Source organism: Streptomyces sp. NPDC031466 (assembly GCF_055581265.1).
Map to the genome: position 1 here is coordinate 383,622 of NZ_JBVIJT010000001.1, position 25,188 is coordinate 408,809.

24 protein-coding genes are annotated in these 25,188 nt (G+C 69.2%); 8 read left to right on the top strand and 16 right to left on the bottom strand.

Annotation, left to right across the window (positions count from 1 at the left end; genetic code table 11):
- Positions 1 to 9: 9 nt before the first annotated feature.
- Entirely contained in the window at positions 10 to 1,074 is a 1,065-nt protein-coding gene (locus ACZ5GP_RS01330; RefSeq protein ID WP_468748790.1) for a branched-chain amino acid aminotransferase, read from the top strand.
- Positions 1,075 to 1,304: 230 nt separating this feature from the next.
- Here ACZ5GP_RS01330 and ACZ5GP_RS01335 read toward each other — a convergent pair whose 3' ends face one another.
- From ACZ5GP_RS01335 to ACZ5GP_RS01370, 8 genes are all read right to left on the bottom strand, one after another.
- Complete coding sequence (locus tag ACZ5GP_RS01335) at positions 1,305 to 2,870, bottom strand: phosphatidylinositol-specific phospholipase C domain-containing protein (protein ID WP_468748791.1); 1,566 nt, start codon at positions 2,868 to 2,870, stop codon at positions 1,305 to 1,307.
- A gap of 159 nt (positions 2,871 to 3,029) precedes the next feature.
- On the bottom strand, positions 3,030 to 4,253 hold the full coding sequence (locus ACZ5GP_RS01340) for a S8 family serine peptidase (RefSeq protein WP_468748792.1): 1,224 nt from the start codon (positions 4,251 to 4,253) through the stop codon (positions 3,030 to 3,032).
- A gap of 16 nt (positions 4,254 to 4,269) precedes the next feature.
- Positions 4,270 to 5,121 carry a radical SAM/SPASM domain-containing protein gene (locus ACZ5GP_RS01345; protein WP_468748793.1) on the bottom strand — a complete coding sequence of 284 codons (852 nt, stop codon included), beginning with the start codon at positions 5,119 to 5,121 and terminating at the stop codon, positions 4,270 to 4,272.
- A 54-nt stretch (positions 5,122 to 5,175) separates the two neighbouring features.
- Positions 5,176 to 5,631 carry a hypothetical protein gene (locus ACZ5GP_RS01350; RefSeq protein ID WP_468748794.1) on the bottom strand — a complete coding sequence of 152 codons (456 nt, stop codon included), beginning with the start codon at positions 5,629 to 5,631 and terminating at the stop codon, positions 5,176 to 5,178.
- Positions 5,624 to 7,066, bottom strand: a complete 1,443-nt coding sequence (locus ACZ5GP_RS01355) for a radical SAM protein (RefSeq protein ID WP_468748795.1) — start codon at positions 7,064 to 7,066, stop codon at positions 5,624 to 5,626. Before ACZ5GP_RS01355 ends, ACZ5GP_RS01350 begins: the two co-directional genes overlap by 8 nt.
- 10 nt (positions 7,067 to 7,076) lie before the next feature.
- A complete protein-coding gene (locus ACZ5GP_RS01360) occupies positions 7,077 to 7,343 on the bottom strand; it encodes a hypothetical protein (protein WP_468748796.1) in 267 nt (88 codons plus the stop codon).
- On the bottom strand, positions 7,333 to 8,088 hold the full coding sequence (locus ACZ5GP_RS01365) for a hypothetical protein (protein ID WP_468748797.1): 756 nt from the start codon (positions 8,086 to 8,088) through the stop codon (positions 7,333 to 7,335). Before ACZ5GP_RS01365 ends, ACZ5GP_RS01360 begins: the two co-directional genes overlap by 11 nt.
- A 14-nt stretch (positions 8,089 to 8,102) precedes the next feature.
- Positions 8,103 to 9,068, bottom strand: coding sequence for a zinc-binding dehydrogenase (locus ACZ5GP_RS01370; RefSeq protein WP_468748798.1), 966 nt, complete (start codon positions 9,066 to 9,068; stop codon positions 8,103 to 8,105).
- A gap of 413 nt (positions 9,069 to 9,481) precedes the next feature.
- Here ACZ5GP_RS01370 and ACZ5GP_RS01375 point away from each other — a divergent pair, with 413 nt between their 5' ends.
- Positions 9,482 to 10,297 (top strand): Rossmann-fold NAD(P)-binding domain-containing protein, encoded by an 816-nt coding sequence (locus ACZ5GP_RS01375; protein WP_468748799.1) that lies wholly within the window; start codon positions 9,482 to 9,484, stop codon positions 10,295 to 10,297.
- A gap of 123 nt (positions 10,298 to 10,420) precedes the next feature.
- Here ACZ5GP_RS01375 and ACZ5GP_RS01380 read toward each other — a convergent pair whose 3' ends face one another.
- The 4 genes from ACZ5GP_RS01380 to ACZ5GP_RS01395 form a co-directional block, all read right to left on the bottom strand.
- Positions 10,421 to 11,620, bottom strand: a complete 1,200-nt coding sequence (locus tag ACZ5GP_RS01380) for an acyl-CoA dehydrogenase family protein (protein WP_468748800.1) — start codon at positions 11,618 to 11,620, stop codon at positions 10,421 to 10,423.
- Between the two features lie 105 nt (positions 11,621 to 11,725).
- Entirely contained in the window at positions 11,726 to 12,187 is a 462-nt protein-coding gene (locus tag ACZ5GP_RS01385) for a four-helix bundle copper-binding protein (protein WP_468748801.1), read from the bottom strand.
- 239 nt (positions 12,188 to 12,426) lie between these two features.
- Entirely contained in the window at positions 12,427 to 13,890 is a 1,464-nt protein-coding gene (locus ACZ5GP_RS01390) for a PepSY-associated TM helix domain-containing protein (RefSeq protein ID WP_468748802.1), read from the bottom strand.
- A 118-nt stretch (positions 13,891 to 14,008) separates the two neighbouring features.
- A complete protein-coding gene (locus ACZ5GP_RS01395; protein WP_468748803.1) occupies positions 14,009 to 15,097 on the bottom strand; it encodes a cation diffusion facilitator family transporter in 1,089 nt (362 codons plus the stop codon).
- Positions 15,098 to 15,201: 104 nt separating this feature from the next.
- On the opposite strand from ACZ5GP_RS01395, the gene ACZ5GP_RS01400 reads away from it, so the two are divergent.
- Complete coding sequence (locus tag ACZ5GP_RS01400; RefSeq protein ID WP_468748804.1) at positions 15,202 to 15,663, top strand: ArsR/SmtB family transcription factor; 462 nt, start codon at positions 15,202 to 15,204, stop codon at positions 15,661 to 15,663.
- On the opposite strand, the gene pstS is transcribed toward ACZ5GP_RS01400, so the two are convergent.
- The gene (pstS, locus tag ACZ5GP_RS01405) at positions 15,630 to 16,730 is read right to left on the bottom strand and encodes a phosphate ABC transporter substrate-binding protein PstS (RefSeq protein ID WP_468748805.1); all 1,101 of its coding nucleotides are present in this window, start codon (positions 16,728 to 16,730) and stop codon (positions 15,630 to 15,632) included. The two genes, ACZ5GP_RS01400 and pstS, sit on opposite strands and share 34 nt — an antisense overlap.
- Before the next feature lie 210 nt (positions 16,731 to 16,940).
- Between pstS and argG the strand changes: the two genes are divergently transcribed.
- The 3 genes from argG to ACZ5GP_RS01420 all read left to right on the top strand — a co-directional run bounded on the left by argG (position 16,941) and on the right by ACZ5GP_RS01420 (position 20,270).
- Complete coding sequence (argG, locus tag ACZ5GP_RS01410) at positions 16,941 to 18,389, top strand: argininosuccinate synthase (protein ID WP_468748806.1); 1,449 nt, start codon at positions 16,941 to 16,943, stop codon at positions 18,387 to 18,389.
- A 152-nt stretch (positions 18,390 to 18,541) separates the two neighbouring features.
- Positions 18,542 to 19,531 carry a GlxA family transcriptional regulator gene (locus ACZ5GP_RS01415; RefSeq protein WP_468748807.1) on the top strand — a complete coding sequence of 330 codons (990 nt, stop codon included), beginning with the start codon at positions 18,542 to 18,544 and terminating at the stop codon, positions 19,529 to 19,531.
- Positions 19,532 to 19,640: 109 nt separating this feature from the next.
- Entirely contained in the window at positions 19,641 to 20,270 is a 630-nt protein-coding gene (locus ACZ5GP_RS01420) for an isochorismatase family protein (protein WP_468748808.1), read from the top strand.
- An 81-nt stretch (positions 20,271 to 20,351) separates the two neighbouring features.
- Here the strand turns inward: ACZ5GP_RS01420 and ACZ5GP_RS01425 are convergent, their stop codons facing one another.
- Positions 20,352 to 21,572, bottom strand: a complete 1,221-nt coding sequence (locus ACZ5GP_RS01425; protein ID WP_468748809.1) for an acyl-CoA dehydrogenase family protein — start codon at positions 21,570 to 21,572, stop codon at positions 20,352 to 20,354.
- A gap of 143 nt (positions 21,573 to 21,715) precedes the next feature.
- Here ACZ5GP_RS01425 and ACZ5GP_RS01430 point away from each other — a divergent pair, with 143 nt between their 5' ends.
- Together ACZ5GP_RS01430 and ACZ5GP_RS01435 are read left to right on the top strand one after the other, a co-directional pair.
- Positions 21,716 to 22,657, top strand: coding sequence for an alpha/beta fold hydrolase (locus ACZ5GP_RS01430; protein WP_468748810.1), 942 nt, complete (start codon positions 21,716 to 21,718; stop codon positions 22,655 to 22,657).
- Positions 22,658 to 22,713: 56 nt separating this feature from the next.
- Positions 22,714 to 23,370 (top strand): TetR/AcrR family transcriptional regulator, encoded by a 657-nt coding sequence (locus tag ACZ5GP_RS01435; RefSeq protein ID WP_468748811.1) that lies wholly within the window; start codon positions 22,714 to 22,716, stop codon positions 23,368 to 23,370.
- An 85-nt stretch (positions 23,371 to 23,455) separates the two neighbouring features.
- Here ACZ5GP_RS01435 and ACZ5GP_RS01440 read toward each other — a convergent pair whose 3' ends face one another.
- Both ACZ5GP_RS01440 and ACZ5GP_RS01445 read right to left on the bottom strand, forming a co-directional pair.
- On the bottom strand, positions 23,456 to 23,959 hold the full coding sequence (locus ACZ5GP_RS01440) for a nucleoside deaminase (protein ID WP_468748812.1): 504 nt from the start codon (positions 23,957 to 23,959) through the stop codon (positions 23,456 to 23,458).
- A gap of 195 nt (positions 23,960 to 24,154) precedes the next feature.
- Positions 24,155 to 25,123 carry a LysR family transcriptional regulator gene (locus tag ACZ5GP_RS01445; RefSeq protein ID WP_468748813.1) on the bottom strand — a complete coding sequence of 323 codons (969 nt, stop codon included), beginning with the start codon at positions 25,121 to 25,123 and terminating at the stop codon, positions 24,155 to 24,157.
- Positions 25,124 to 25,188: the final 65 nt, after the last annotated feature.

Consider the following 25,188-nt stretch of genomic DNA (forward strand, 5'->3'; position numbering starts at 1 on the left):
GAGATCACCATGACCTCGATCCTGGAGCAGCCCGCCGCACAGCCCGCCTCACCCGGCCACGGCGACGCCTTCACGCGGCACCTCTACACCATGCGGTACTCCCCCGAGCGCGGGTGGTACGACGGCTCGCTGCAGCCGATGGAGAACCTCTCGCTGCACCCGGCGACCATAGGTCTGCACTACGGCCAGGTGATCTTCGAGGGCATGAAGGCGTTCCGTCAGACGGACGGCTCGGTCGCGGTGTTCCGGCCGCTGGAGAACGCCCGCCGCTTCCGCCGTTCCGCGGCGCGCCTGGCCATGCCCGAGCTGCCCGAGCACCTGTACATGGCGGGCGTGGACCAGGTCGTCGCCGCCGACCAGGGCGAACTGTCCGACCACCCGGAGCACAGCCTGTATCTGCGGCCGCTGATGTTCGCCACCGACGTCAACCTCATGCTGCGGCCCTCGGAGGAGTACCAGTTCCTGGTCCTCGCGTTCGTGGCCGGCGGCTTCTTCGGCGACGAGGTGCGTCCCGTGTCGGTGCTGATCTGCCGTACGCAGAGCCGGGCGATGCCCGACGGCACGGGCGACGTCAAGTGCGCCGCGAACTACGCCCCGTCGTTCGTCGCCCAGCGCCAGGCGCAGGAGGCCGGCTGCCAGCAGGTGGTGTGGCTGGACTCCGTTGAGCGGCGCTGGGTGGAGGAGATGGGCGGCATGAACCTCTTCTTCGTCCGGGGCAACGGCCCCGACGCCGAGGTGTGCACCACCCCGCTGACCGGCACGCTGCTGCCGGGCGTCACCCGTGACTCGCTGCTGCGCCTGGCCGCGCGCCTCGGCCACCGGGTGAGCGAACGCCCCATCTCGGTCGACGAGTGGCGGGCCGGCTGCGCCAGTGGCGAGATCACCGAGGTGTTCGCCTGCGGGACGGCCGCGGTGCTCACCCCGGTCGGCACCGTCCGCGACGGCGAGGGCGGTGACTGGACCGTGGGGGACGGCGAGATGGGCCCGGTCACGCGGAAGCTCCGCCAGTCACTGGTCGACCTCCAGCACGGCCGGGCCGCCGACCCCGACGGCTGGCTGCACCGCGTGCGGTGACGACACGCCACCGCCCCGGGCCGATGCCACCGGCGCGACCAGGGTGCGGGCGGCTGCCCGTGCAGGACACGGCTGGAAGGAAACGGCCTAGTACCGCAACGGTGTCTACCGTGGCTGCCGCCGGCCCGGCGGGTGCTGCGGGGGCGGTGGCCGGTGCGGTTCAGGTAGACGCGAACAGGCCGCCCTCCGGGAAGGAAGGGCGGCCTGGAAGCGGGAAGCGTGCTGCGGGGTCACTTGCTCGGGCAGGTCTCCTGGGTCACCTTGCCACCCGACTTGTCGGCGGTGGCCGGGTCCATCGACAGGCACAGGCCCGTCCAGTTGTTGACGAACTTGTAGGCCTGCTGTTCACCGTTCGGGGTGGTGACCTTGACCGGGACGATGTTCCACATCTGGCTGCCGGAGAACCAGCGGGTCTCGCAGTCCCACCAGAACATCTGGGTGCCGGAGCCGGGCGGGGTGCCGTTGTTGTAGGGCACGGTCAGGCACTTGCCGTTGCTCGCCTTGATCCAGAAGTGGCCCTTGTTGTCGAACGAGGAGGGCTTCTCGGCCCCCCACTGGTGGCTGCTGGGCGGGCTCGACTGGCATTCGCGCTGGGTGACCAGACCGCCGGACTTGGAGTCTTCGAACTCGGGGCCCCGCACCATGCAACGGCCGTACAGCGTGTTCACGTAGGTCTTGTCGCCCTTGACCTGCCAGAGCATCCGGTTGCCGCTGCTGCGGGCATCGTCCTTGTTGTGGTCGATGATCGCGTTCACCAGGCCCCAGCCGGGAAAGTCCATCATGACGATGCCGACGCGGCCCTGCGTCTTGTTGAGGTACTTCATCAGGTGGTAGTTCACACCCGGGACCTCGGTGCTGACGCCGCTCTGGACCTTCGTGTAACCGCCGGCGTAGTAACGCGGCGACCCCCCGCTGGGGACCTTGCTCGCGGACGCGTACGTCACGTACATGTTGGAGGCGGCGGACATGGCCTCGTCGACGTTCTTCTTGACGTAGTTCCACTTCTCCGTGATGTCCGAAGCGCTGTAGTGGTCCTCGGTGCGGTCGTTGAAGCCCGCGAGCCCGTAGCCCGAGTCCTCGACGCTGTCGAAGCTGCCCAGGACCAGCTTGCCGCGGACCTCCCCGAGCTTGGGGATCGTCGCCGGGCCGTCGCCCGTGATCGAGGGCGCCCAGAACAGGTCGGAGTATTCCCTCTTCTTCGCGTAGAAGCCGAAGATGTCCCTGACGTTCTTCGCGGTCATCGTGTCCGGGTCGTGCTTGCACTCGAACAACGAGGCACCCGAGTAGGGGCACTCGGACTTCAGTCGCATCACGACCGTCTCGGTCGGATGCGTGTCGAGGAAGGACCGCGTCTTTTTCAGGACGTCGTCGAAGTTGGCGTTCTGGTAGAACGCGGCGTGGTGGATCGCGAAGTCCTGGCCGTGGTTGACGACGCGGACCCGGATGTCGAGGGCACGGATCCCGCGTTCGTACTGCGCCGCCAGCGTCTCCGCGCTGTCGCCGTAGTCCTCCTGCGTCTGCACGGCCGCCCCGCCGTGGAGGGAGAGCGTGTCATGGGTGCCGGGGATGGACATCGCCGACAGCCTGGTCTCGCTGGCGACGCCCGACATCCAATCGGCCCGGTCCGGCTGCCCGAGGTTGTCGAAGGCGTCCTTGTTGCTCGACCCGGCCGCCCCTGCGGCCGTGGGCGTCAGAAGGGCCGCGCCCAGCGCGACACTGACCGTCATCAAACCTGCCAGCGTGCGGGACCATCTGCGCGATCCCGCGCCGACGGCGCGGGGGGTGGGGCTGGGCATGGGACTCCTGTCCAGAGCGGGGCAATGTGCCCAGCTTCCACCCTGCCGCTCACGTTTCTCTCACGTTTCTCTTACGTCCGCCTCAGAGGTCCTGACAAAGACGTAACCAGGGCAAACGTCCCTCCATGACTCCGGCTACGAGTTGGAGTGCACCCCAAGTCACCCCATGGTCTGCCAGGTCTGGGCCGCTGTCACCGCGTGGAGGGCGTCTACTTTGCCGTGACCGAACCATGGGCTCCACCCGGTTTCGTCGAAGGAACCACGCCTGCACCGCGGGACAAGGGGGTGGTCCCAGGCGGCGTCGGGCGACGTCGGCGGGGGCAGGTCGTATCCCGTGTGGCTCAGGTCCTTCGAGGCCGAAGATTGCAGGATCCGGCAGACCTCCGAGGCGGAGAGGCCGGGATTTGCGCTCAAGACCAAAGCGGCTGCTCCGGCTACCAGAGCCGCCGCGCCCGACGTGCCCTTGAATCGGTTGGTCGGCTTCTCCGGGTCCCCCGTCGACGTGGTGAGACCCAAGCCGCTCAGGGCATCGCCACGGAAGGCGCGCGAATTGCTCGACGGCGCACAGAGATCGATTCCCGGACCGTAACAGGAGTAGTGACATCGCTGCGCCAGGCTGGAAATCGCGCTCACGTGCAAGACGCCGGGCAGAGATGCGAGAACGTTTCGAAACGTCTTGGAGAATTTGATGAGCGGCTCGGCCTGGGCACCGCCGCCGAACACGACTTCATAGGGCACGGCAATGTCGGCGTCGATGTCGATGGGACAGTTGGAATTTCCTGCAGCACAAACGAATACCAGCCCGCTGCCGCGCCGCCCGCCGCTCGAGGTCAACTCCTCGACTCGGTCGACGACGGATTTCGACAGCATGAAGTGCGGCAGTTTCGACCACGGAACCAACAGCACGTCCGCCCGTTCCGACACATAGTCGAGGATGCGGTGCATTGCGTACTCGGAAATGCGCGCGCGATTCGCTACGGTCTGCAGCCTGATCGGAAGCAGCCGGCAGCCGGGCGCGACCCCGAGCGGGTGACTGTGCCCGACCGCCCCCGAGATCAACGCGCACATCGACGTTCCGTGATGCGCGCCCGGCAGATACATCTTGGCGGCGGCGCTGCCCGGCATGCCCCTCGTCCGCAGTTCCCCGCCGTCGAAGTATCCCCACCCGGCGAACTTGCCCATCCCGCCGAAGGCGGGGTGGTCGAGGTTGCACCCGCTGTCGGTGGCGGCGACCACTATCCGGGGGTCGCCGAAGCCTGCCAACCTCGACCAGGCCTCGTCGCAGCGCATGGAGGAGCGTACATCCACCTCGACGTGCTCGAACCCGGTGTGCAGATGCCATTGCCGCGCGTAGTACGGGTTGTCGATACCGATATCTTGCACCGCGCCTCCACGACAATCACGAATTACCGACGCGATAGACGCCGGGAAGTCCGTACTCGCACCGGCGGCAGAGAACGGTCGAGTCCGGATCTGCGAGCATGGCCATGATGCGCTGGAAGCCAGGCCCTGCCACGATCTCCCGATAGGTCTGCGAGCCCAGATTGCCGAGCTTATGCTCCAGGCCGTAATCCATGCTGCAGAGCTGAACATCGCCGTTGGGCAGGAGAACGTTGGCAAAGATGCGGTCCTTGCGGCAAATCAGACTGGTGTGGCCGTTCCGCTCGGCGATCTCTGCGGCGCTGAACGCCGTGCCGACCGTCGTGGCGGACAGATCGACATTGCCCGCGCGGCTGTGGACGCGGCGGGTTGACGGCATTCTGCTGAGCTCGGCGGCGATCGCCGGATGCGGAATGCCGATGGTGTAGAACTGCAGGTTAGAAATCCCGCTCGACGTCAGCAGTGTCAGCAGCGAGAGATATTCCTCGGTCACTTCCTTTCGCATCTCACCGCCATTGTCGGGCAGATGCACCAGGAATCTCTTGAACGGGATGTCCGCAAGCGGCGTCACCTGGTCGTGCGTCATCCGGTCCGCCGTCGTGAAAACGGCTATCGGATGACCGCGCCGGTGCGCGATCCGAATCATGTCCACGCAGTCGCCTGCGTGGAAGGGTTCGCTGAAGCCGGAGAAGTGGATGTGCACGGACGACGGAACCGTCTCGATGTAGGCCGCGAACAACTCCCGCGTCATGGTGCGGACCGACGCTCCCGCAGCAGTTCTCCCGACCGCTGCCGCTTCGTGGTAGGCACCGGTGACCGTCGACTGCGGACAGTAGGAGCACTGCAGTCGACAGCCGATGTTGGTCGTCACCTCGAGGACACGTTCGGGGGGCATCCGATCTCCCGTCGCTGCGCCACCAGCCCGCTACTGTTCGGCCAGTCTTGCCAAGCGCCTCGCGACGTAAGCGTGTGCCAACACCTCGGCCTTCTCGACGGAGTACTTTTCGGCGATCCACTCGAGCGCACCTTCGAAGGTGAGCTCGCGCAACCCCATCAGCAACTCGAACGCCTTTTTCCCGGAGTGCATCACGTCATCACCTCGAATGATCGCGAAATCTCCACCGAGCACCTTGATCTCGACCCTGGTCTCGGAGTCGTAGTCGAAGGTGATGATGTCGCCGACCACCCGGCCCGGGTTCCCCGTCAAGTCGTAGACCAGCTCGGCCGCCGTCAGATACTCGTCCGTCGAGCCCCCGCCGCCGAAACTCCCGCCGCCGGACGGGCCGCAGCACAACAGCTGGTAGTCGCTGTCGTCCACGTAGACCTGACGGCTCAGATCGACCGGATCCGAGATGTACACCCGGTCCGCTTCCTCATCCATGTGCACCCCCTACTTTCTGCTCGATGGAGAACTTCAACAAGTCCCTGGTGAGATCGCACAACGGGCCGCTCTGTGAAATCCCTTGGCGGCTTACCCGTGCGGACAGACAGCCGCCCGCGCAGTTCCACCGCGCCATGCACGAGGTGCACTCGGAGAATGAATGAACGTCAATGGCCCGCAGGGCGTTCACTCGATCGATATCGAACTGGAAGCGACTGCCGTCGTATCGCCCGATGCGGAACAGATCGTATCCGTCATGCTCCTCCTTGCTGTAGCGGTGGCACCCGGAAACGATCCCTTCGGGTGTCACGGAAAACTCTGCGTTGCAGAACCGGGAGCTTCGCCTCAGCGTGTTCTGGAACATCTTGCAGGTGACGTCGATACCCAGCTCGCGGCCGAGTTTGTAGGCCGCCTTGAACGACTCGACGAACTCCTGCTGCAGCGGCTTGGCCATACCCTGCGTCACCGAACGCCCAATTTCGGACATCGGCTCGAAGCGCACGCTTGCGGCGCCGGTGTTGTCGTGGACGAACTGCACCATGTCGACCAATCGGGCCGCGCCCTGCGCGGATACCGTCGTCCGCAGGTGGAAGTCGACGCCCCGTTCCACCAACTCCCTGATGACCTTTACCAGCTTGCCGTGGGTACTTCGGCCATCGGCGTAGGACCGTTGCGCCTGCAGCTCGGGCAGGATGTCGAAGGACAGCGTCACGAACTGGATGTTGTCGCGAATCCATGCCACCCGGTCCGGCGTCAGCAGGGTGCCGTTGGTGATGAGCCGAATGCGATATCGAACGCCCATGGCCTGCGATGCCGACCGGATGTAGTCGGTCACGGACTGCAGGAGCTTCCATTCCATGGTGGGTTCGCCGCCGCCGATGTAGCGGATGAGCGCCAGGTTCTCATCTGTCTCGCTCGCGTTCTGGAGAACGAGATCGACTGCTGCCCGGGCGACCTCCTCGCTCATCGGCGGAGACTTCTGCGGCGACGCGCTGGCGTAGCAGTAGGTGCACCCGAGATTGCAGCTCTCGGTGAAGATGAGAGTGGCCTCGGTGGGGCGGAACTCCTGCAGCGGCCGCGTCGTCGGCTCCGGCGCCAGTTCGCCGCCGATGATTCCCATCTCGTCGAGTGCGGCAAGAACTCTCGCACTGACGTCGCCCTCCGGAAGCGCTTGTCCTGCGACAATTTTCTCGATGATCCGCCCGGTGCGGTCGTCGACGCGGAAGGCCCGGCCCTTCAGCGGGAGGTGAACTATGGCGCCTCCATCGGACGCATCGAAGATCGACACTTCGGTGTTGACCGCGCCTTGGCCGGCCGCTCGAGCAACTCCTTGAGCCACGCCGTGGACTGCGTCTGCGCCGCGCGTGGGCGGCGACATGGCAGGCCAAGGCAGGTCGACGCGCGGGCCGCCTCCGCTGCTGGTGTTCACGTCCATATTCCAGCTCCTAGTCGTCTTGATCGACACTGCTGTCGCGCTGGGCACGTATCCCCAAGCGCCTGGCGACGTAAGCGTGGGCCAACACCTCGGCCCTCTCGACGGAGTACTTATCGGCGATCCACTCGAGCGCACCTTCAAAGGTGAGTTCCCGCAACCTCCCGCCGCCGGACGGGCCGCAGCACAACAGCTGATGGTCGCTGTCGTCCACGGAGACCTGACGGCTCAGATCGACCGGATCCGAGATGTACACCCGGTCCGCACCCTCATCCGCCATGCAAATCCTTCCATCGTGCCAACTCTTTGATGCATTTCGACAGCTGCGGCGGGACAGGTCTGCCGAGCTCCCGGCTCGCCGTACGAGCCGCAGCGTGGCGCTTGCTCAGCAGACAGTGGAGATGGAAGTGGAACGGCTCGTCCAAGGCTTGGAAGTGCCAGTGCGGATGGCCGCGGAATGCGACGCCGCAGTGTCGGGTGACGTTGGCGTACCGCTGCGATGCGATCGGACAGAGTTCGAACCTCTTGGCCAGGTGACTGCGCCATATTCTGGTGTGCGGATCGAGGAGTCGCCTGCCACCGACGTCCCTTTCCAGGCGCGGCTCGTACCAGTAGCTCGTCTCGGAGGTCAGCGTGTAACACGAACAACTCACGACGTCGAATCTCTCGTCGAGTTGCGCGATTGCGGTGATGACATCGGGGTTGTAGTAGTCATCCGCATCGAACTGGAACACCCACTCCACGCCGAGATCTTCGAGCAGGTCCAAGGCGAAATTTCGGGCGGAGAGCTGATCGTAGCCGCCGTCGGCGAGGCTTCTGGAATAACCCTCGCCGAAATTCCGGTGAACCTCCCGAACGTTGGCGTAGCGAGCGGCGAGAGCGCCGTAGTCGGGCGGGCGGCGAAGTCCGGTGTGGACTACGAGGGCGACGCCGACCCCGTCGTGCTCCAGCAGATTCCGCATGGTGAGGCCGAGCAATGGATAATCCGCTTCCGAGACTACGCACCAGATCCCCACCAACGACATTCCGGGACCATCCTCTAGGCTATATTCCAGTCGATTACAGCGCCAATGCATTCACTCTTGTCCACGCGGAGCATCCGGTATGTCTGGGCCAGTTCACCGGGTGCGACGTAATGGGTGATGAGGCCCGTGATCTCGAGCGAGCCTTCCTGTATCAGACGCACCGGCAAGTCGAGCAGACTTTCCCATTCGGTAGGGTTGCCGGCACCTTGCACGGCACCGATTTCGTGTGCGCCGATCATTCGGATGTTTCGCCGGAACACACGGTCGTGGATATCGAGGCTCATCGCTCCCGTGCCTGCGCCGACCAGCACCAGGGCACCGCCGCTCGCCACGATCTCAAGCCCTTCGGCCAGGGCGGAGGCACTGCCACAGGCGAGCAGTACCGCGTCCGCCTCCTGCGGCCGAGGCTCGCCGGACTGTCGGATCTGCACGACTCGCAGACCCTCCGCCGCGCATCGGCGGTTTTTGTGGTGGTCTGCGGCCGTCACCGGGCGCGCTCCGGCTATGACTGCAAGGCGTGCGATCAACTGCCCCACTATTCCGAGCCCGATGACATGCGCAGAGACGCCGAGCCTGAGGCCTGCCCGCTTGACCGCGTGGATTCCGACGATCGCCTGGCGCGCGAGGAGCACGGCTTCATCGCTGAGATCGATTGGAATGACATAGACGCAGTCGCGCAAGACATTGCATCGCACATAAGCGCGATGGCTCTGCCTTACGAATACTCGACTGCCCGGCATCAACTCGGGGCGCACTGCTGTCACGGCATCGCCGACCTGCACAATTTCGCCGACTATCCCCGGCCCCGGCCGGATCGCATACTTTGTATCGAAGAATGCCGTTTCGGTGCCTGCGCTCACCATTGACAGCCGCGCACGAACGATGAGGTCGTAGGGCGACGGCGCGGGGAGCGTATCTCCTGATCTTATCGAGACTCTGCCATCGCCTTCGAAGACGACCTCGCGCTGCTGGTAGGTCACGGCTCAAGTCCCATCCGACAGAGTCGCAAACATGAACACCACCTGGCGATGATGGTTCCACAGGCGCCGAGTTCCAGCAAAAGATCACCGGCGCCGACGGATCCTGGCCGCCGTCCCGGACAGACGCCGACCAGGCAATTGGCGGAGCGAGTTGGGCGGACAGAACTTGGCCGGGTTCGATACGCTGGGCAGCGGTCATCCCGTGAAAACTCTTGTTGACTTGGTCGTCTTGGAGGCTCACGCGGTGACCGTCATCGTTCCGGAATCGACACACCGGACTTCAGTCAGGTGTCCAGCTCGTCCACCACACTATTGGACGCAACCCGACGAAATTGTCACGCGAGAGCTGACAGGGCGCGAGGTTCCTTGCGACAGTTCGTGGTGGCGCGACCTCGACTCCAGGAAGGCGTTCCATGTCCGGCAAGGCAACAGTGGGGGTTGTCGGTCTGGGGCATGTCGGCAGCATGACCGCAGACCTGCTCGCCCGCCACATGGATCTGGTGACCTACGACATCATCAGTGCGCGGCCGTACCCCGGGGCGGAACTGGCGAAGTGCGATTTCGTGGTCGTCTGCGTGAATACCCCCGCATCGGCCTGCGGGACGGTGGATCTCAGCCAGGTCGAGAGAGCGTTCGAGTCGCTCCCACCGCGCGTTCCGGTCATCCTGCGGTCCACTGTGCCCCCCGGGACGACGGACGCGCTCGCGAAACGGTATGGGCGCGAGGTGATCTTCTGGCCGGAGTACGTGGGCGAGACCAAGTTCGCCACGCCGACCTGGCGCGTGCTTGCCGAGACCCGGCCGTTCCAGCTCGTAGGAGCAGAGAAATCGAGCGTGACGACCTGCTGGCTGGACCTGATGGCCGAGACGTTCGGGCCGCTCGTGCGAGTCCATCGAGTCGACCCGGCGGAGGCGGAACTCGCCAAGTACATGGAAAACTCGTGGTTCGCGGTGAAAGTGACATTCGTGAACGAGTTTCGCCGCCTCGCCGAAGGTCTCGGGCTGGACTGGCGGAGCGTGCGAGAAGGGTGGCTGCTCGACCCCAGGGTCGAACGCGACCACTCGGACGCCTTCGTCTCCGAACCTGGCTACAGCGGCAAGTGCCTGCCCAAGGACGTCGCGGGCATCATCTGCCATGCGGCCGCCAACGGCATCGACCTTCCCTTGTTGACAAGCGCCAAGGCGATCAATGACGCGATCCACAATCGGTGTCGAGACGACGACGGGTAGCCTCGCTGCCTTGCGGCGGCCGTGAACTTGGCGCAGGGGTTGGTGAACATGAGAGGGACCCTTCGTGCGCGCAGTGCCGTCCACCCCGCTTTTATGCCGACTGAGAAGCCTCGTCACAGCGTCTCAGCGGCGCACGCGCGGCATTCCCAGGCCGATCCAGGAGATGATCTCGCGCTGGATCTCGTTGTTGCCGCCGCCGAACGTGAAGATCACGGCCGAGCGGTAGCCGCGTTCCAGTTCGCCGTGGAGCACCGAGCCCGCCGAGCCCTCCTTCAGGGCGCCCGCCGCGCCGACGACCTCCATGAGCCAGGCGTACGCGTCGCGGCGGGCCTCGGAGCCGTAGACCTTGACGGCCGAGGCGTCCTGCGGGGTCAGGGTGCCTTCCTGGACGGCGTTCACCATCTGCCAGTTCAGGAGCTTCATGGCGTCGAGCCTCGCGTGGGTGCGCGCCAGGCAGCGGCGGACCCAGCCGAGGTCGATGACGCGGCGGCCGTCGGCGAGTTCGGTGTCCATGGCCCAGCGCTGCACGTCGTGCAGGGCACGGATGGCCGTGGTGCCGTGGGCGGCGAGGGTGACGCGTTCGTGGTTGAGCTGGTTGGTGATCAGCCGCCAGCCCTTGTTCTCCTCGCCCACCCGGCGGGAGACGGGGACGCGGATGTTCTCGTAGTGGCTCGCGGTGGTGTCGTGCGAGGCGAGGGTGTTGATGAGGGTGCAGGAGTAGCCGGGGTCGCTCGTCGGGACGAGGAGCATGGTGATGCCCTTGTGGAGCGGGACGCCCTCCTCGGGGGCGGCGGTGCGGACGGCCAGCCACACCCAGTCGGCGGTGTCGCCGTTGGTCGTCCAGATCTTCTGGCCGTTGACCGTGTAGTGGCCGGTGGCCTCGTCACCCTCCCGCACCGCCTTCGTCCTGAGCGCGGCCAGGTCGGTGCCGGCGTCGGGCTCGCTGTAGCCGATGGCGAAGTCGAGTTCACCGGAGAGGATCCTCGGCAGGAAGTAGCTTTTCTGCTCCTGCGTGCCGTACCGCATGATCGTGGGGCCGACGGTGTTGAGGGCCATCAGCGGGAGGGGTACGCCGGCCTGGGCGGCCTCGTCGAAGAAGATGAACTGTTCCATGGGCGTGAGCCCGCGCCCGCCGTACTCCTTGGGCCAGCCGACCCCGAGCCAGCCGTCGGCGCCGAGGCGTCGGACGGTCTGCCGGTAGAACCGCTTCCGCGCGGCGGGATCGGCGTGGCGCGCGTAGACGTGGTCCGGCACCAGTTCGGCGAAGTACGCACGCAGCTCGGCGCGCAACTGCTGCTGCTCGGGCGTGTATTCGAGGTGCACGGCCCCTCCAGGCTCTCACTGGCTCGCTCGGCCTCGGACTTGACGGCGCACACAGTAGAACGCGTTTCAGAAATAGGGAATGCCGGTGACGGGGGCGGGCGGCACTCAGCCCAGGGCCGCGAGGAAGTCCTCGCAGGCCCGCGCGCAGCGTCGGCAGGCCTGTGCGCAAGCGGCCGAGGCGGGGCCCGGATCGCACAGTGCGGCGCACTGAAGGCACACGTCGCGGCACCACTCGACCTGGGCGCGGACCTGACGCTCGTCCCGGTCGGCCTGGTCCGTCTGTTCGCCGAGGAGGCGGGAGGTCGCGTCGCACACGTCGGCGCACGCGAGGTGGAGGCGGGCCGCGTCACTCGACCCCGCGGGACCCTGTCGGCGGGCGCACGCCCGTACACAGTCCTCGCAGGCCTCCACGCACGCGAAGCGGTCCTCCAGATAGCGGACGAGGTCCTGGTGGTCGCACCGCGGCGGTCCCCCGGCGGGCGCGCCGGGCCGGATGCGCGGGTCCGGCGCGGGGGCGAGGGGGGTGGCGGGGCGGGGCACGGCCGGTGAGGAGGGCGTGACGGTCACGGGATTGCTCCCTTCGGTCCCGCACGGGTAGCCGAACCGCCGTCGGCCAAACACATCGGGCGCCCGACTCCTCTGCGGCGCCCTGCCGGCCACGAAGGAGCCCCGCCGCGACGGGGGAGACACGGCGGGGCCCAATTGTTCGAGTGCCCGTTCCGGGGCGTGTCACACCCTTCTGCCCGAAACTCATCACGACGAGGCCGGATTCGCGCCGGCCGAGGGGTCCGGCCCACGGCGACGGCTCAGGCGTACGTGCGCCTCCCCCGCCGGTACGCGATCTCGCCCAGCACGATGTCCACGGCGAGAAACGTTACGAGCGGGATGCCGAGCAGCGGCACGAAGTAGCCGAGCACCGCGATCGCCGCCATCAAGGGGACCAGGACATACGGCGGTACGTCCTGCCAGGCACCGCGCGGCACCGGCCGGCCGAAGGACGAGGCGCGGCCGCGCTGCCACCACATGCGGTAGCCCCAGACGATGAGCAGGATCACGCAGAGCGCGAGCGCGGCGAGCGCGATCTGATTGGCGATGCCGAAGAGCGAGCCGGCGTGCGCGTCGATGCCCCAGCGCGACAGCTTGGCCAGCACGGGATAGTCGGCGAACCGCAGGGCGTCGGTGACTTCGCCGTTCGCCGGGTCCACGGCGACCGAGTCCTGTTTCTCGGGCCAGCTGCGCTGGATCTGCTTGACGACGTACGCCGTCGGCCCGGACGTGTCGCCGGCGGGCGGGACGATCTCCACCGGGTCCGAGAGTCCCAGGCCGCGCGCGGACTTCAGGACGGCGTCGAGACCGACGTCGACTCCCGCCCCGGCCTGCGCGGTCCCGGCCGCGCCCCCGTGCCCGGCGTGCTCCCCGGCGGCCTCCGCCGTCACCGAGGGGGTGCTCTGCCCGAGGGAGTCCCGCAGGTCGCTGATGCTCTGGCCCGCGTACGTCGACCACGTCAGGCCCGTCGCCGACAGGAAGAACAGGCCGGCCGCCGCCCAGACGCCCACCGAGCCGTGCAGCGACAGCGTGCGGCGCCGGCCCGTCGCGTTCCCCGACTTCCGCTGCCCCCGCGGCTTCCGTCGCGCCCTGCGGCGCCCGAACCACAGGACGAGGCCGCCGCCCGCGATCACCCACAGCCAGCTCGCGGCGAGTTCGCTGTAGAGCCGGCCCGGCTCGCCGAGGTGCAGATCGCGGTGGAGTCCGTCGATCCAGGTGCGCAGGGGAAGCGCCCCGGACGCGCCGTACTGTGCGAGGGCGCCGCGCACCTCGCCCGTGTAGGGGTTCACGAAGACCGCGAGCGTCTGGTCGGAGTCGACGCCTGGCACCCCGGAGAGCAGGACGCGCGTGGTGGCGCCGTCCTCGGGCGCGGGCCTGACCGCGCTGATCGTCCCCTCCGGGTGCGCCTGACGGGCCGCGGCCACCTGCCGGGTCAGGGACAGTTCGCTCTTGCCGGCCGGGACGGACACGCGCAGTTCATCGGCGTACAGGAGCTTCTCGGCCTGGTACGAGCCCGCGTACAACAGGCCCGTCGTGGCGGCGACCAGGAGGAAGGGCGCGATCAACAGCCCTGCGTAAAAGTGCAGGCGCAGCACCAGCGGACGCAGCGACGCCCAGCCGGATCGCCGGGCCGCGGGCCGGGCCTCCGTAACCTCGGGCGGGCTCGGAGGGTCGGCCGGCTGCGGCCCGTCGCCTTCGGCGAGGACGGTGGGTTCGGCGGGCATGAGGTGTTCTCCTGGATCGACGGGCCACGGCCCGATTGCGACCGGGCCGGTCCAGGAGTCGGCCGGCGGTCCGGCGAAGTTCCCGCGCCCCCGTGTGACGTGCGCCACTGCGGCGCGGTCAGGTGTGCGTGTGGTGGGCCAGGGCCAGATGCGGGTCGCGCTCACCGGTCGCCGGTGCCGGGTCCGCGTGCACGAGGGCGCCGGTCAGGCGGGGGACGGCGTGCAGCAGCGCGTGCTCGGCCTCGACCGCCACCTGGTGGGCCGCGCGCACGGTCAGTGTTCCGTCCACGACGACCGCCACTTCGGCGCGCAGCCGATGGCCGATCCACCGCATCCGCAGCTCGCCCACCTCGTGGACGCCGGCCACCTCCAGGAGCGCGCGTTCGGCCGTGTCGACGAGCGCCGGGTCCACGGCGTCCATCACGCGGCGGAAGACCTCGCGGGCGGCGTCCCGCAGGACGAGCAGGATCGCGGCCGTGATCAGGAGGCCGACGAGGGGGTCGGCGAGCCGCAGTCCCAGGGCCGCGCCGCCCGCCCCGAACAGCACGGCCAGTGAGGTGAATCCGTCCGTACGCGCGTGCAGTCCGTCCGCGATCAGGGCGGCGGAGCCGATCTCGCGGCCGACGCGGATGCGGTAGCGGGCCACGCCCTCGTTGCCGAGGAAGCCGATCACCGCGGCGAGGGCCACCACGGGAACATGGCTCATGTCGCGCGGGTTCAGGAGGCGTTCGACCGCCGACCACGCCGCGAACGCGGCCGAGGCGGCGATCGTGAGGACGATGACGAGGCCCGCCAGATCCTCGGCACGGCCGTATCCGTAGGTGAAGCGGCGGGTGGCCGCCCGTCGGCCCAGGACAAAGGCGATACCGAGGGGTACGGCGGTCAGGGCGTCGGCCGCGTTGTGCACGGTGTCCCCGAGGAGGGCGACGGAGCCGGACAGCACCACGACGGCGGCCTGCGCGCAGGCGGTCAGCCCCAGCACCAGCAGGGACACCCACAGCGCCCGGATGCCGCGCGCCGAACTCTCCAGCGCGGTGTCGACCTTGTCGGCGGAGTCGTGGGAGTGCGGGGTGCAGAGGTGCCGCAGGCGGTGGGCGACCCGGCGACGGCCATGCTCATGGCCGTGGGAGTGCGGGTGCGGGTGCGGGTGCGGGTGGTGATGCTGCGCGCGGTGGAGGCGGGGATGTTCGTGGTGCTCGTCGCTCACGTGGTGCCCCTTCCGGTGTGCGGGGCCATGCCGACCGGGCTCGGCCGCGACGGCCCGGCCCGGCCCGGGTGGCCCCCGGGCGTGCGGGCCCCCATTATGTGCGTATGAGCGCACGCATGCATCTCTCACCTGCGCATCCTGCGCACCAGCACACCCCGGGCCCCTCGCACCCCGCGCACCAGCAGGCCCCGGGGCCTGGGCGGCATGCGCACCCGCGCCCGCCGAGCGAGGAGCAATTCGCCCTCGCCGCCGATCTGTTGGCCCTTCTCGCCGACCGCACCCGCCTGGCGCTGCTCAGCCGGTTGAGCGACGGCGAGGCCGACGTGACCACGTTGACCGAGGCCTGCGGCGCCGCGCGGCCCGCCGTCAGCCAGCATCTGGCGAAGCTCCGCCTCGCCGGACTCGTCGGCTCGCGCAAGGAGGGCCGCCGGGTCGTCTACGCCCTCCACGACGGCCATCTGCGGCGGGTCGTCGACGAGGCACTGGATCTCGCCACGCGCCGGCGCCAAGACGGCCCGCCGACGGCGCCCGCTCAGGACAGCGTGCGGACCACCTCGCGGACCTGACCCGCGACGGAGCGGGGCAGCGGCGCGTAGTGCAGCCGGGACAGCGGCTTCTGGCCCGCCGCGCTCGCGGTGTAGCCGAGGAACGACCTGAGGGCGGGCAGGGTCTCCTTCCGGTTCCCCCTGTCGCACACGATCTCGTAGGTGACCTGGACGATCGGATAGGCGCCGGGCGTCGCGGTGCCGTAGCGGAACTTCAGCGTCATGTCCTTGCCCTCGCCCGCGACCCCGGCCGCCGCGATTCCGGCCGACGCCGTCGCGGGCGTCGGCTCGACGGGGGCGGGCGCGCCGGTGTCGATCCTGACGGTCTTGATGTCCCGGGCCCGCGCGAAGGACAGTTCGAAGTAGCCGATCGCGCCGAAGCCGGAGGTGACCTCGGAGGCGACGCCGCCCGACCCGCTCGCGGACGCGCCGGCCCCGCCCTGCCAGGCCTTGCCCACCGGGTACCGCCAGACGTCGGGGGCGGCGCCCGCGAGGTAGGCCTGGAAGTTCGCCGTGGTCCCCGAGTCGTCGGAGCGGTGGACGGGGCGGACCGGTAGCGAGGGGAGTTCGACGCCGGGGTTGAGGCGCTGGATCCGCGGATCGCCCCAGGAGGTGATACGCCGGTCGAAGATCTTGGCGAGCGTCGGGGCGTCCAGGACCAGGCGGTCGACGCCCGGGAGGTCGTAGCCGATCGCGATGGGCCCGCCGACCATGGGCAGGTCGATGGCGCGACCGCCCCGACAGGCGTCCTTGGACCGTTCGATCTCGTCGGCCTTCAAGGGGCTGTCGGAGCCGCCGAAGGCGGTGGCGCCGCGCAGGAACTGGGCGCTGCCCGCTCCCGAGCCGATCGGGTTGTAGGCGAGCCGTACCCCGGGACAGGCGCGTTGGTACTCCGTGATCCAGTGCTTCATCGCGCTCTGCTGGGCGCTCGAACCGGTCCCCGGGACCTTCCCCGCCCGTGCGCACTCGATCCCGGCGACGGCCGCGGGAGCGGCGGACGCATGAGCGGCGGCGTCACCCTCCCCCGGCCCCATGAGGCCGCACCCCGCGAGGCCGCATCCCGCGAAGGCCAGTGCCAGCGTGACCACCAGCGGTCCGGTAAAGAGCGTTCTACCGCCTCGATACGTACGTCTCGGACGTGGGCGTCGCAACGTGGCCCCCTCGGCTCGACCGCGATCGGGACTCAGATGGTCGCCGGTCGAGGACGTCGGCGGGTGACGTCGGGGCGAACATCGGGCGACGCCCGGGTGCACCAGGGGACGTTTGCATGGCCATGCGTTCTGATGCATACTCTTGCCATGTCCAAGGTCCTCACCTCCCTCCCCATCGGCGAGCGTGTCGGCATCGCCTTCTCCGGCGGCCTCGACACCTCCGTAGCCGTCGCCTGGATGCGCGACAAGGGCGCCGTCCCGTGCACGTACACCGCCGACATCGGCCAGTACGACGAGCCCGACATCGCCTCCGTGCCCGGCCGAGCCTCCGCGTACGGCGCCGAGATCACCCGACTCGTCGACTGCCGTGCCGCGCTGGTCGAGGAAGGCCTTGCGGCGCTGGCCTGCGGCGCTTTCCACATCAAGTCCGGCGGGCGCCCCTACTTCAACACCACGCCCCTGGGGCGCGCCGTGACCGGCACGCTCCTGGTGCGGGCCATGCTGGAAGACGGCGTGCAGATCTGGGGCGACGGCTCCACGTTCAAGGGCAACGACATCGAGCGGTTCTACCGCTACGGCCTGCTCGCCAACCCGCACCTGCGGATCTACAAGCCCTGGCTGGACGCGGACTTCGTGACGGAGCTCGGCGGCCGCAAGGAGATGTCCGAGTGGCTGGTCGCGCACGGCCTGCCCTACCGGGACTCCACGGAGAAGGCGTACTCCACGGACGCCAACATCTGGGGCGCCACGCACGAGGCGAAGACCCTGGAGCACCTCGACACCGGCGTCGAGACCGTCGACCCGATCATGGGCGTGCGGTTCTGGGACCCGTCGGTGGAGATCGGCACCGAGGACGTCACGGTCGCCTTCGACCAGGGCCGCCCGGTCGCCATCAACGGCAAGGAGTTCGCCACCCCGGTCGACCTGGTCATGGAGGCCAACGCGATCGGCGGCCGCCACGGGCTCGGCATGTCCGACCAGATCGAGAACCGGATCATCGAGGCCAAGAGCCGGGGCATCTACGAGGCGCCCGGCATGGCGCTCCTCCACATCGTCTACGAGCGGCTCGTCAACGCGATCCACAACGAGGACACGATCGCGGCCTACCACAACGAGGGCAGGCGCCTCGGCCGTCTCCTCTACGAGGGCCGCTGGCTCGACCCGCAGGCGCTGATGGTGCGCGAGTCGTTGCAGCGGTGGGTCGGCGCGGCGATCACCGGTGAGGTGACCCTGCGGCTGCGGCGCGGCGAGGACTACTCGGTCCTCGACACGCGGGGACCGACGCTCAGCTACCACCCGGACAAGCTCTCGATGGAGCGGACCGAGGACTCGGCGTTCGGCCCGGTGGACCGGATCGGCCAGCTCACCATGCGCAACCTCGACATCGCGGACTCGCGCTCCCGTCTCGAGCAGTACGTCGGTCTCGGCCTGGTCGGCACCGCCCACCCGACGCCGATCGGTGCCGCGCAGGCGGCCTCGACGGGCCTGATCGGGGCCATGGACGCGGGCGGTGCCCAGGCGATCGCCTCGCGGGGCGAGACGACGGACGAGGAGACGATGCTGGACCGTGCCGCGATGGAGGCCGGCACCGACTGAGCACACTCCGAGCACTCCCGACCTGCGGGCCCGGCGGATTCCTTCCGCCGGGCCCGCAGGCGTGTGCCCCCGGACACCGCCGCGCACCGCGTGTCCGGATGTGACAGGGAATCGTCATTGCGGCCCTCGGCGGCGGCCGTGAGGATGGTCGCATGCCCCTCTCGCACCGCGTCGTCATCGCGGTCTTCCCCGACGTCGATCTCCTCGACGTGACCGGTCCCGCCGAGGTCTTCGCGCTGGCCAACCGGGTGACACGCGGCCGCGCCGGTTACGAGGTCCAACTGGCGGGGCCGGTCGTCGGCGCGGTCCGCACCTCGGCGGGCGTGCGGCTGCTCACCGACGTGTCCTTCGACCGGACCGATGGCCGGGTGGACACCCTGCTGGTGCCCGGCGCGGTGGACATGACCGAGGACGGCCCGATCGCCCGCATCGACGCTCAGGTCGTGCGGTGGCTGGAGGAGACCGCGCCCGCGGCCCGCAGGGTGGCGTCGGTGTGTGTCGGCGCTCATCTGCTGGCCGCGGCCGGGCTCCTCGACGGGAAGACCGCGACCACGCACTGGTCGACCGCCGCCCAGCTCGCCGCCGACCATCCCGCCGTCACGGTCGACCCGGACCCCATCTTCGTCCGCGCGGACCGCGGGCGGCTGTGGACCGGTGCCGGGATCAGCGCCTGCCTGGATCTGGCGCTGGCCCTGGTGGCCGAGGATCAGGGCGAGGACGTCGCCCTGGCGGTGGCCCGGCAACTGGTGATGTACCTCAGGCGCCAGGGCGGGCAGAGCCAGTTCTCGGTGCCGCTCAGCCGGCCCGTCTCCGACCGGCGCGACATCGACGAGCTGCGGCTGTGGATCACCGAGCACCTCTGCGAGGACCTGTCCGCGGCGGCGCTCGCGGCCCGGATGTGTCTCAGCGAGCGGCACTTCGCGCGGGTGTTCAAGCAGGAGACGGGCACGAGCCCGGCCGACTACGTCGAGGCGGCCCGGGTGGAGACGGCCCGCCGACTCCTGGAGAGCACCGACTGCCCCCTGGAGAAGGTCGCCTCCGCCGCCGGGCTCGGCTCGGTCGAGACCCTGCACCGCGCCTTCCGACGGCAGCTCGCCAGTACACCGGCCGCCTACCGCCGCCGCTTCCGCATCACCACCTGATCCTTCTCCGTCCCGTCGGAGCCCCGCCGATGCCCTCGGCGGCGCCCGGCACTCTCCGGCACGCGGTCGGCCATGGGCCCCGCCCTGCCCTTTTCCCGAAAGGCACCTCATGAGCACCCACCCGCACTCCGCTTCCACCACCCTGCGCGACGTGATCGGCCTGGACGGCCGACTGCCCCGGCTGAGCCAGTCCGCGCTGGTCCTGATCGACTTCCAGAACACCTACCGCACGGGCGTCATGGCCCTGGAGGGCGCCGAAGCGGCCCTCGCGGCGGGCGCCAGGCTGCTGGAGCGGGCCCGCGCGGCGGGCGTCCCGGTCGTCCATGTCGTCAACGACGGCGGTGAGGGCACCCCGTACGACATCCGCGCCCACATCGGCGCCATCAGCGACGAGGTCGCTCCGGTGGCGGGTGAGCCGGTCGTGGTCAAGGAGTTCCCCGACTCCTTCCATGCCACCGAGCTGGAGAAGACGCTCACCGGCCTCGGCTTCGCCCCGGGCGCCGGCGGGGAGCTGGTCCTTGCCGGGTTCATGACGCACATGTGCGTCAACTACACGGCGCAGGGCGCCTTCAAGCTGGGGTACCGGCCCACTGTCGTCGCGGAGGCGACCGCCACCCGTGCACTCGCCGCCCCGGACGGCACGGTCCTGACGGCCGACGCGCTCCAGAGGGCCACCTTGACGACCCTCACCGATCTGTTCGCCACCGTCGTCCCGACCGTCGACGCCCTCCCCGCCTGACCTGACGCGCGTGCCGGGGCCGCCGGGCCGATGTGCCGTCAGGCGCCCGGGGGACGGCGGCCCCGCCGTCCCGGCACACGCTCACGGGGCGTTCCGCTCGGTCTCGCGGCGGCGCAGCTCCCGCAGCGCGATGGTGCGCTTGTGCACCTCGTCGGGGCCGTCGGCCAGGCGCAGGGTGCGCAGATGGGCGTACATGCTCGCGAGCGGGAAGTCGTCGCTGACGCCGGCGCCGCCGTGGACCTGGATCGCCCGGTCGACGACCTTGAGGGCCACCGCGGGCGCGGCGACCTTGATGGCGGCGATCTCCGTGCGGGCCTGTTTGTTGCCGACGGTGTCCATGAGGTGCGCGGCCTTGAGCGTGAGCAGCCGCGCCATGTCGATCTCGACGCGGGACTCGGCGATCCAGTCCTGGATGTTGGCCCGGTCGGCCAGGGGCACGCCGAACGTCGTACGGGACCGGGCGCGGTCGATCATCAGGTCGAGGGCGCGTTCGGCCATGCCGATGGAGCGCATGCAGTGGTGGATGCGGCCGGGGCCGAGCCGGGCCTGGCTGATCATGAAGCCGTCGCCCTCGCCGGCCAGCAGGGCGGTGCGCGGGACGCGTACGTCCTCGAAGAGCACCTCGGCGTGGCCCTCGCGGTCCTGGTAGCCGAAGACGGGCAGGCCGCGCAGGACCGTGACGCCCGGGGTGTCGAGGGGGACGACCATCATGCTCTGCTGCCGGTGGCTCGGCCCCTGCGGGTCGGTCTTGCCCATCACGATGAGCACCCGGCAGTTCTTGTGCAGGGCGTTGGACGTCCACCACTTGCGGCCGTTGAGGACGTAGTCGTCGCCGTCGCGCACCATCCGCATCTCGATGTTGCGGGCGTCGGAGCTGGCGACGGCGGGTTCGGTCATCGCGAACGCGGAGGCGATCTCCCCGGCGAGGAGCGGCTTCAGCCACTTCTCCTTGTGCTCGTCGGTGCCGAAGAGGGTGAGGACCTCCATGTTGCCGGTGTCCGGGGCGTTGCAATTGGTGGCCTCGGGGGCGAGGTGCGCGCTGCGGCCCATGATCTCGGCGAGCGGCGCGTACTCCAGGTTGGTCAGGCCGGGACCCCACTGGGGGTGGGGGTGGAAGAGGTTCCACAGGCCGCGCTTCTTGGCCTCGGCCTTGAGGTCCTCGAGCACCGGCGGTTGGTGGTGGGGGTCGCCGGACTCGGCCAGCTGCCTCTCGTACACCGCCTCGGCGGGGTAGATGTGCTCGTCCATGAAGGCGAGCAGCTCCTCCCGGTACTCCTCGGCCCTGTCGGTCACGTCGAACACGGGTCCTCCCACGGTCGTCTCGCCTCGGCGCCGTCACCGTATTTGAATCCGTATTCAGGTTCAAGAGTCATCTCCCGGCCCTCGGCGGTATGTTTGAATCCAACGTCAAGTTCGATACGCCCCGACCACAGGAGTGCTGCCTGATGACGACGCATGTGCCGGTCAGCGAGTGGGAGCGCGTCGCGACGCGCCGGGTCGCCACGGGCGGCATCACGCTGCGGGTCTTCGACCACGGCGAGGCGCGGCCGGGCAGGCCGCCGGTGGTGCTGTGCCACGGCTTCCCGGAGCTGGCGTTCTCCTGGCGGCACCAGGTGTTCGCGCTGGCGGAGGCGGGGCACCGGGTCCTAGTGCCCGACATGCGCGGCTACGGCGGCAGTTCGCGCCCCGCCGACGTCGACGCGTACGACATTCTGACGCTCTGCTCGGACCTGGCCGCGCTCCTCGACGACGTGGGCGCGGACGACGCGGTGTTCGTGGGGCACGACTGGGGCGCGAACGTGGTGTGGAACATGGCCCTGGCGCATCCCGAGCGGGTGCGGGCGGTGACCGGGATGAGTGTGCCGGTGACGCCGCGGGCCCCCGCCCCGCCCCTGCCGATCCTGCGCTCGCGGCTCGGGGACGACTTCTACATGGTGTGGTTCCAGGAGCCGGGCGTCGCGGACCGGGCGCTGAGCCGCAATGTGCGCAGGACCCTCGTCACGAGGGAGATCTACTCCGCCGAGTGGGCGGCCAGGCCCGATGAGCAGTTGCCTCCCCCGTCGTGGCTCGGCGAGGAGGAACTCGCCTACTACGTCGACACGTTCGAGGAGACCGGTTTCACCGGCGGCCTCAACTACTACCGCAACCTGGACCGCAACTGGGCGCTCACCGAGCACCTGGACGGCCGCGTGATCGAGCAGCCCTCGTTGTTCGTCACCGGGTCCAAGGATCCCGTCGCCCGCTTCATGCCCGCCGGAGGCCTCGACCGGATGCTCACCGACCTGCGCGGGCACGTCGTGCTCGACGGCGCGGGCCACTGGATTCAGCAGGAGCGGCCCGCCGAGGTGAACGCCGCTCTCCTGGAATTCCTCGCCACGGTCGGCTGATGGCATCCGCTGCGCCGGTTACGCACAGGTTCGCAAACGACAGTGAAGGGATCGCAGTGGCTGCCCAGGCCCCGGCCGCGGACGGCGGCCAGAAGCAACCGATCACGCCCCGCAGCGCACGCGGTGTCAGGACCCGCAACGCGTTGATCGCCGCGGCCCGCGAGGTCTTCGAACGCGACGGGTACCTGGACGCCCGGATCACGGACATCACCAAGGCGGCACAGGTCGCCTCCGGGTCGTTCTACACGTACTTCAACAGCAAGGAAGAGATCTTCCAGGCGCTCGTCGAGCAGGTGCAGGAGGAGATGCTGCACCCGCAGCTGCGCGAGCGCACCGGCATCACCGACACCCGCGATCTCATCGACGCCGCCAACCGCGAGTACTTGCGGGCATACAAGAAGAACGCGCGCCTGATGGCGCTGTTCGAGCAAGTGGCGCAGGTGGACGAGCAGTTCATGGCGCTGCGCATCGAGCGCGGCAACGCCTTCGTGCGACGCAACGCCAAGCTGATCCGCACCCTCCAGGAGAACGGCGAGGCCGACCGGAGCCTCGACCCGCTGGTGACCGCGCACGCCCTGTCGGTGATGGTGAGCCGCATGGCGTACACGGTGTTCGTGCTGGGCCAGCGCATCCCGTACGAGCGGCTGGTCACGACGCTGAACAAGATCTGGGAGAACGGACTGCGGCTCACGGAGCCCGAACCGCGGCCCTGACGCCCGCGTGGTCACCGACCGATCCTGCGCCCGGACGGTGGGCGAGGGCGCCCCGGTGGGCGGCGGCGGTCATGGGGCGCTTGCGTCAGTAGTCGACGCGGTCGGACTTGGCCAGCCAGGCGTCGAAGGGCGCCGTACGGTTCGCCACGTCCAGCCGCTCGACCGGCATCGGCCACATCGAGCCGGGCTTCTTCTCGAACAGGTCGTAGAACTTCCGGTCGTCGAACCCGGCCACCGCGGCGTCGTCCCGGTCGGCGGCGAAGACGATCCGGTCGACCCGCGCCCACAGCGCCGACGACAGGCACATCGGGCACGGCTCGCACGAGGTGACCAGGACGCAGCCCTCCAGCGCGAAGGTGTCCAGCTTCTTGCAGGCGGCGCGCATCGCGCTCACCTCGGCGTGCGCCGTCGGGTCCAGGGAGGCGGTCACCTGGTTGTTTCCCGTGGCGACGACCTCGCCGCCCTTGGCGACCAGGGCGCCGAACGGCCCACCGCCGTTCCTGACACTGTCCGTGGCGAGCTTGATCGCCTCGTCCATCCAGGCCTTCTCGATCTCCCGAACGTCCACTTCCTGGGCATACGCGGTCATGGTGACTCCCTTTTTCGGTGGGGGTGCGGGCGCTACGCGCCGGGGGCGCCTGGTCCATCGCAACTTGTTGAGCAGTACACAGCCCGGTGGCCGAAATCAGCTAGGCGTGGAAGACCTGAAAGGGCCTGCCGACGTCTCGTAGGTTTCTCCGAAAACTGCCCGGGACCTGCGACAACGGCAACGAGACGCTCCCCCTCAGTCGCAGTCCTGTGAGGACGCCAGCAGGTGGTCGCGGACCAGGGCGACGTGCGGGTTGTCCGAGGAGCCGGGGCGCTGCACAAGGAAGCCCGTGTTGATCGGCGGGTCCTCCGGATCGTTCAGCAGGACGAGGTCCCCCGAGGCCAGCTCGTCGCGGCACAGATAGCGGGGCAGGACGCTGAAGCCGGCGCCGCCGAGCACGGCCGCCTTGACCGCGCGCAGGTCGGGCATGGTGACGGCGGGCTCGCAGACCAGGCGCTTGTCGAAGACGTGCCGCCAGTAGCGGCGGACGATGGGCACGTCCTCCGCGTACGCGATCAGGGGCACCCCGCGCAGGGCCGCCGGGCCCTGGCCGGCGATCGCCTCGGCGCCCCCGGTCCGCTCCGCCCAGGCACCCGTCGTGACCAGCACGAACTCTTCGTCGGCCAGGGGTACGGCGGTCAGGGTCCGGCCGCGGGGGCGGGTCGTGGCGACCACGAGGTCATGGCGGCCCGCGCGCAACTCGTCCAGGAGGTCGTCGGTGAGCCCCGTGGTGATCCGCAGCCGCACCCCCTTCTCCACGAGGGGGGCGAGGCCGGGCAGCACGCAGTGGGAGAGGAATTCGGCCGGTCCCGCGAGATGGACGGGCTCCGCCGAGCCGTCGACGCCGTGGCCCGCGACCTCCGCGAGGGCGTCCAGGGGCTCGACGATACGGGCCGCCAGTTCGTCGGCGAACGGGGCGGGGGCGGCGCCGCGGGGCAGCCGCTGGAAGAGCTCCCGGTCGAGCTGCCGTTCGAGGGAGCGGATCTGGGCGGTGACCGTGGGCTGGGACAGACCGAGGAGGCGGGCGGCGGCGGTGAAGGACCCGGAGCGGTAGACGGCGAGGAACGTCCGCAACTGGTTGAGGTCCAGCGCCCCCACCCCCGCCTGCGGTCCCGCCGCCTCGCTCCCGGCCCCTCCCTTGCCCGTGGCCTGTGTCTTTCCCATACGGCCGAGCCTAGGCCCGCCGGACGGCTCAGGTCGCGCCGGGGGCGACAAGGCGGGTGTGGGTC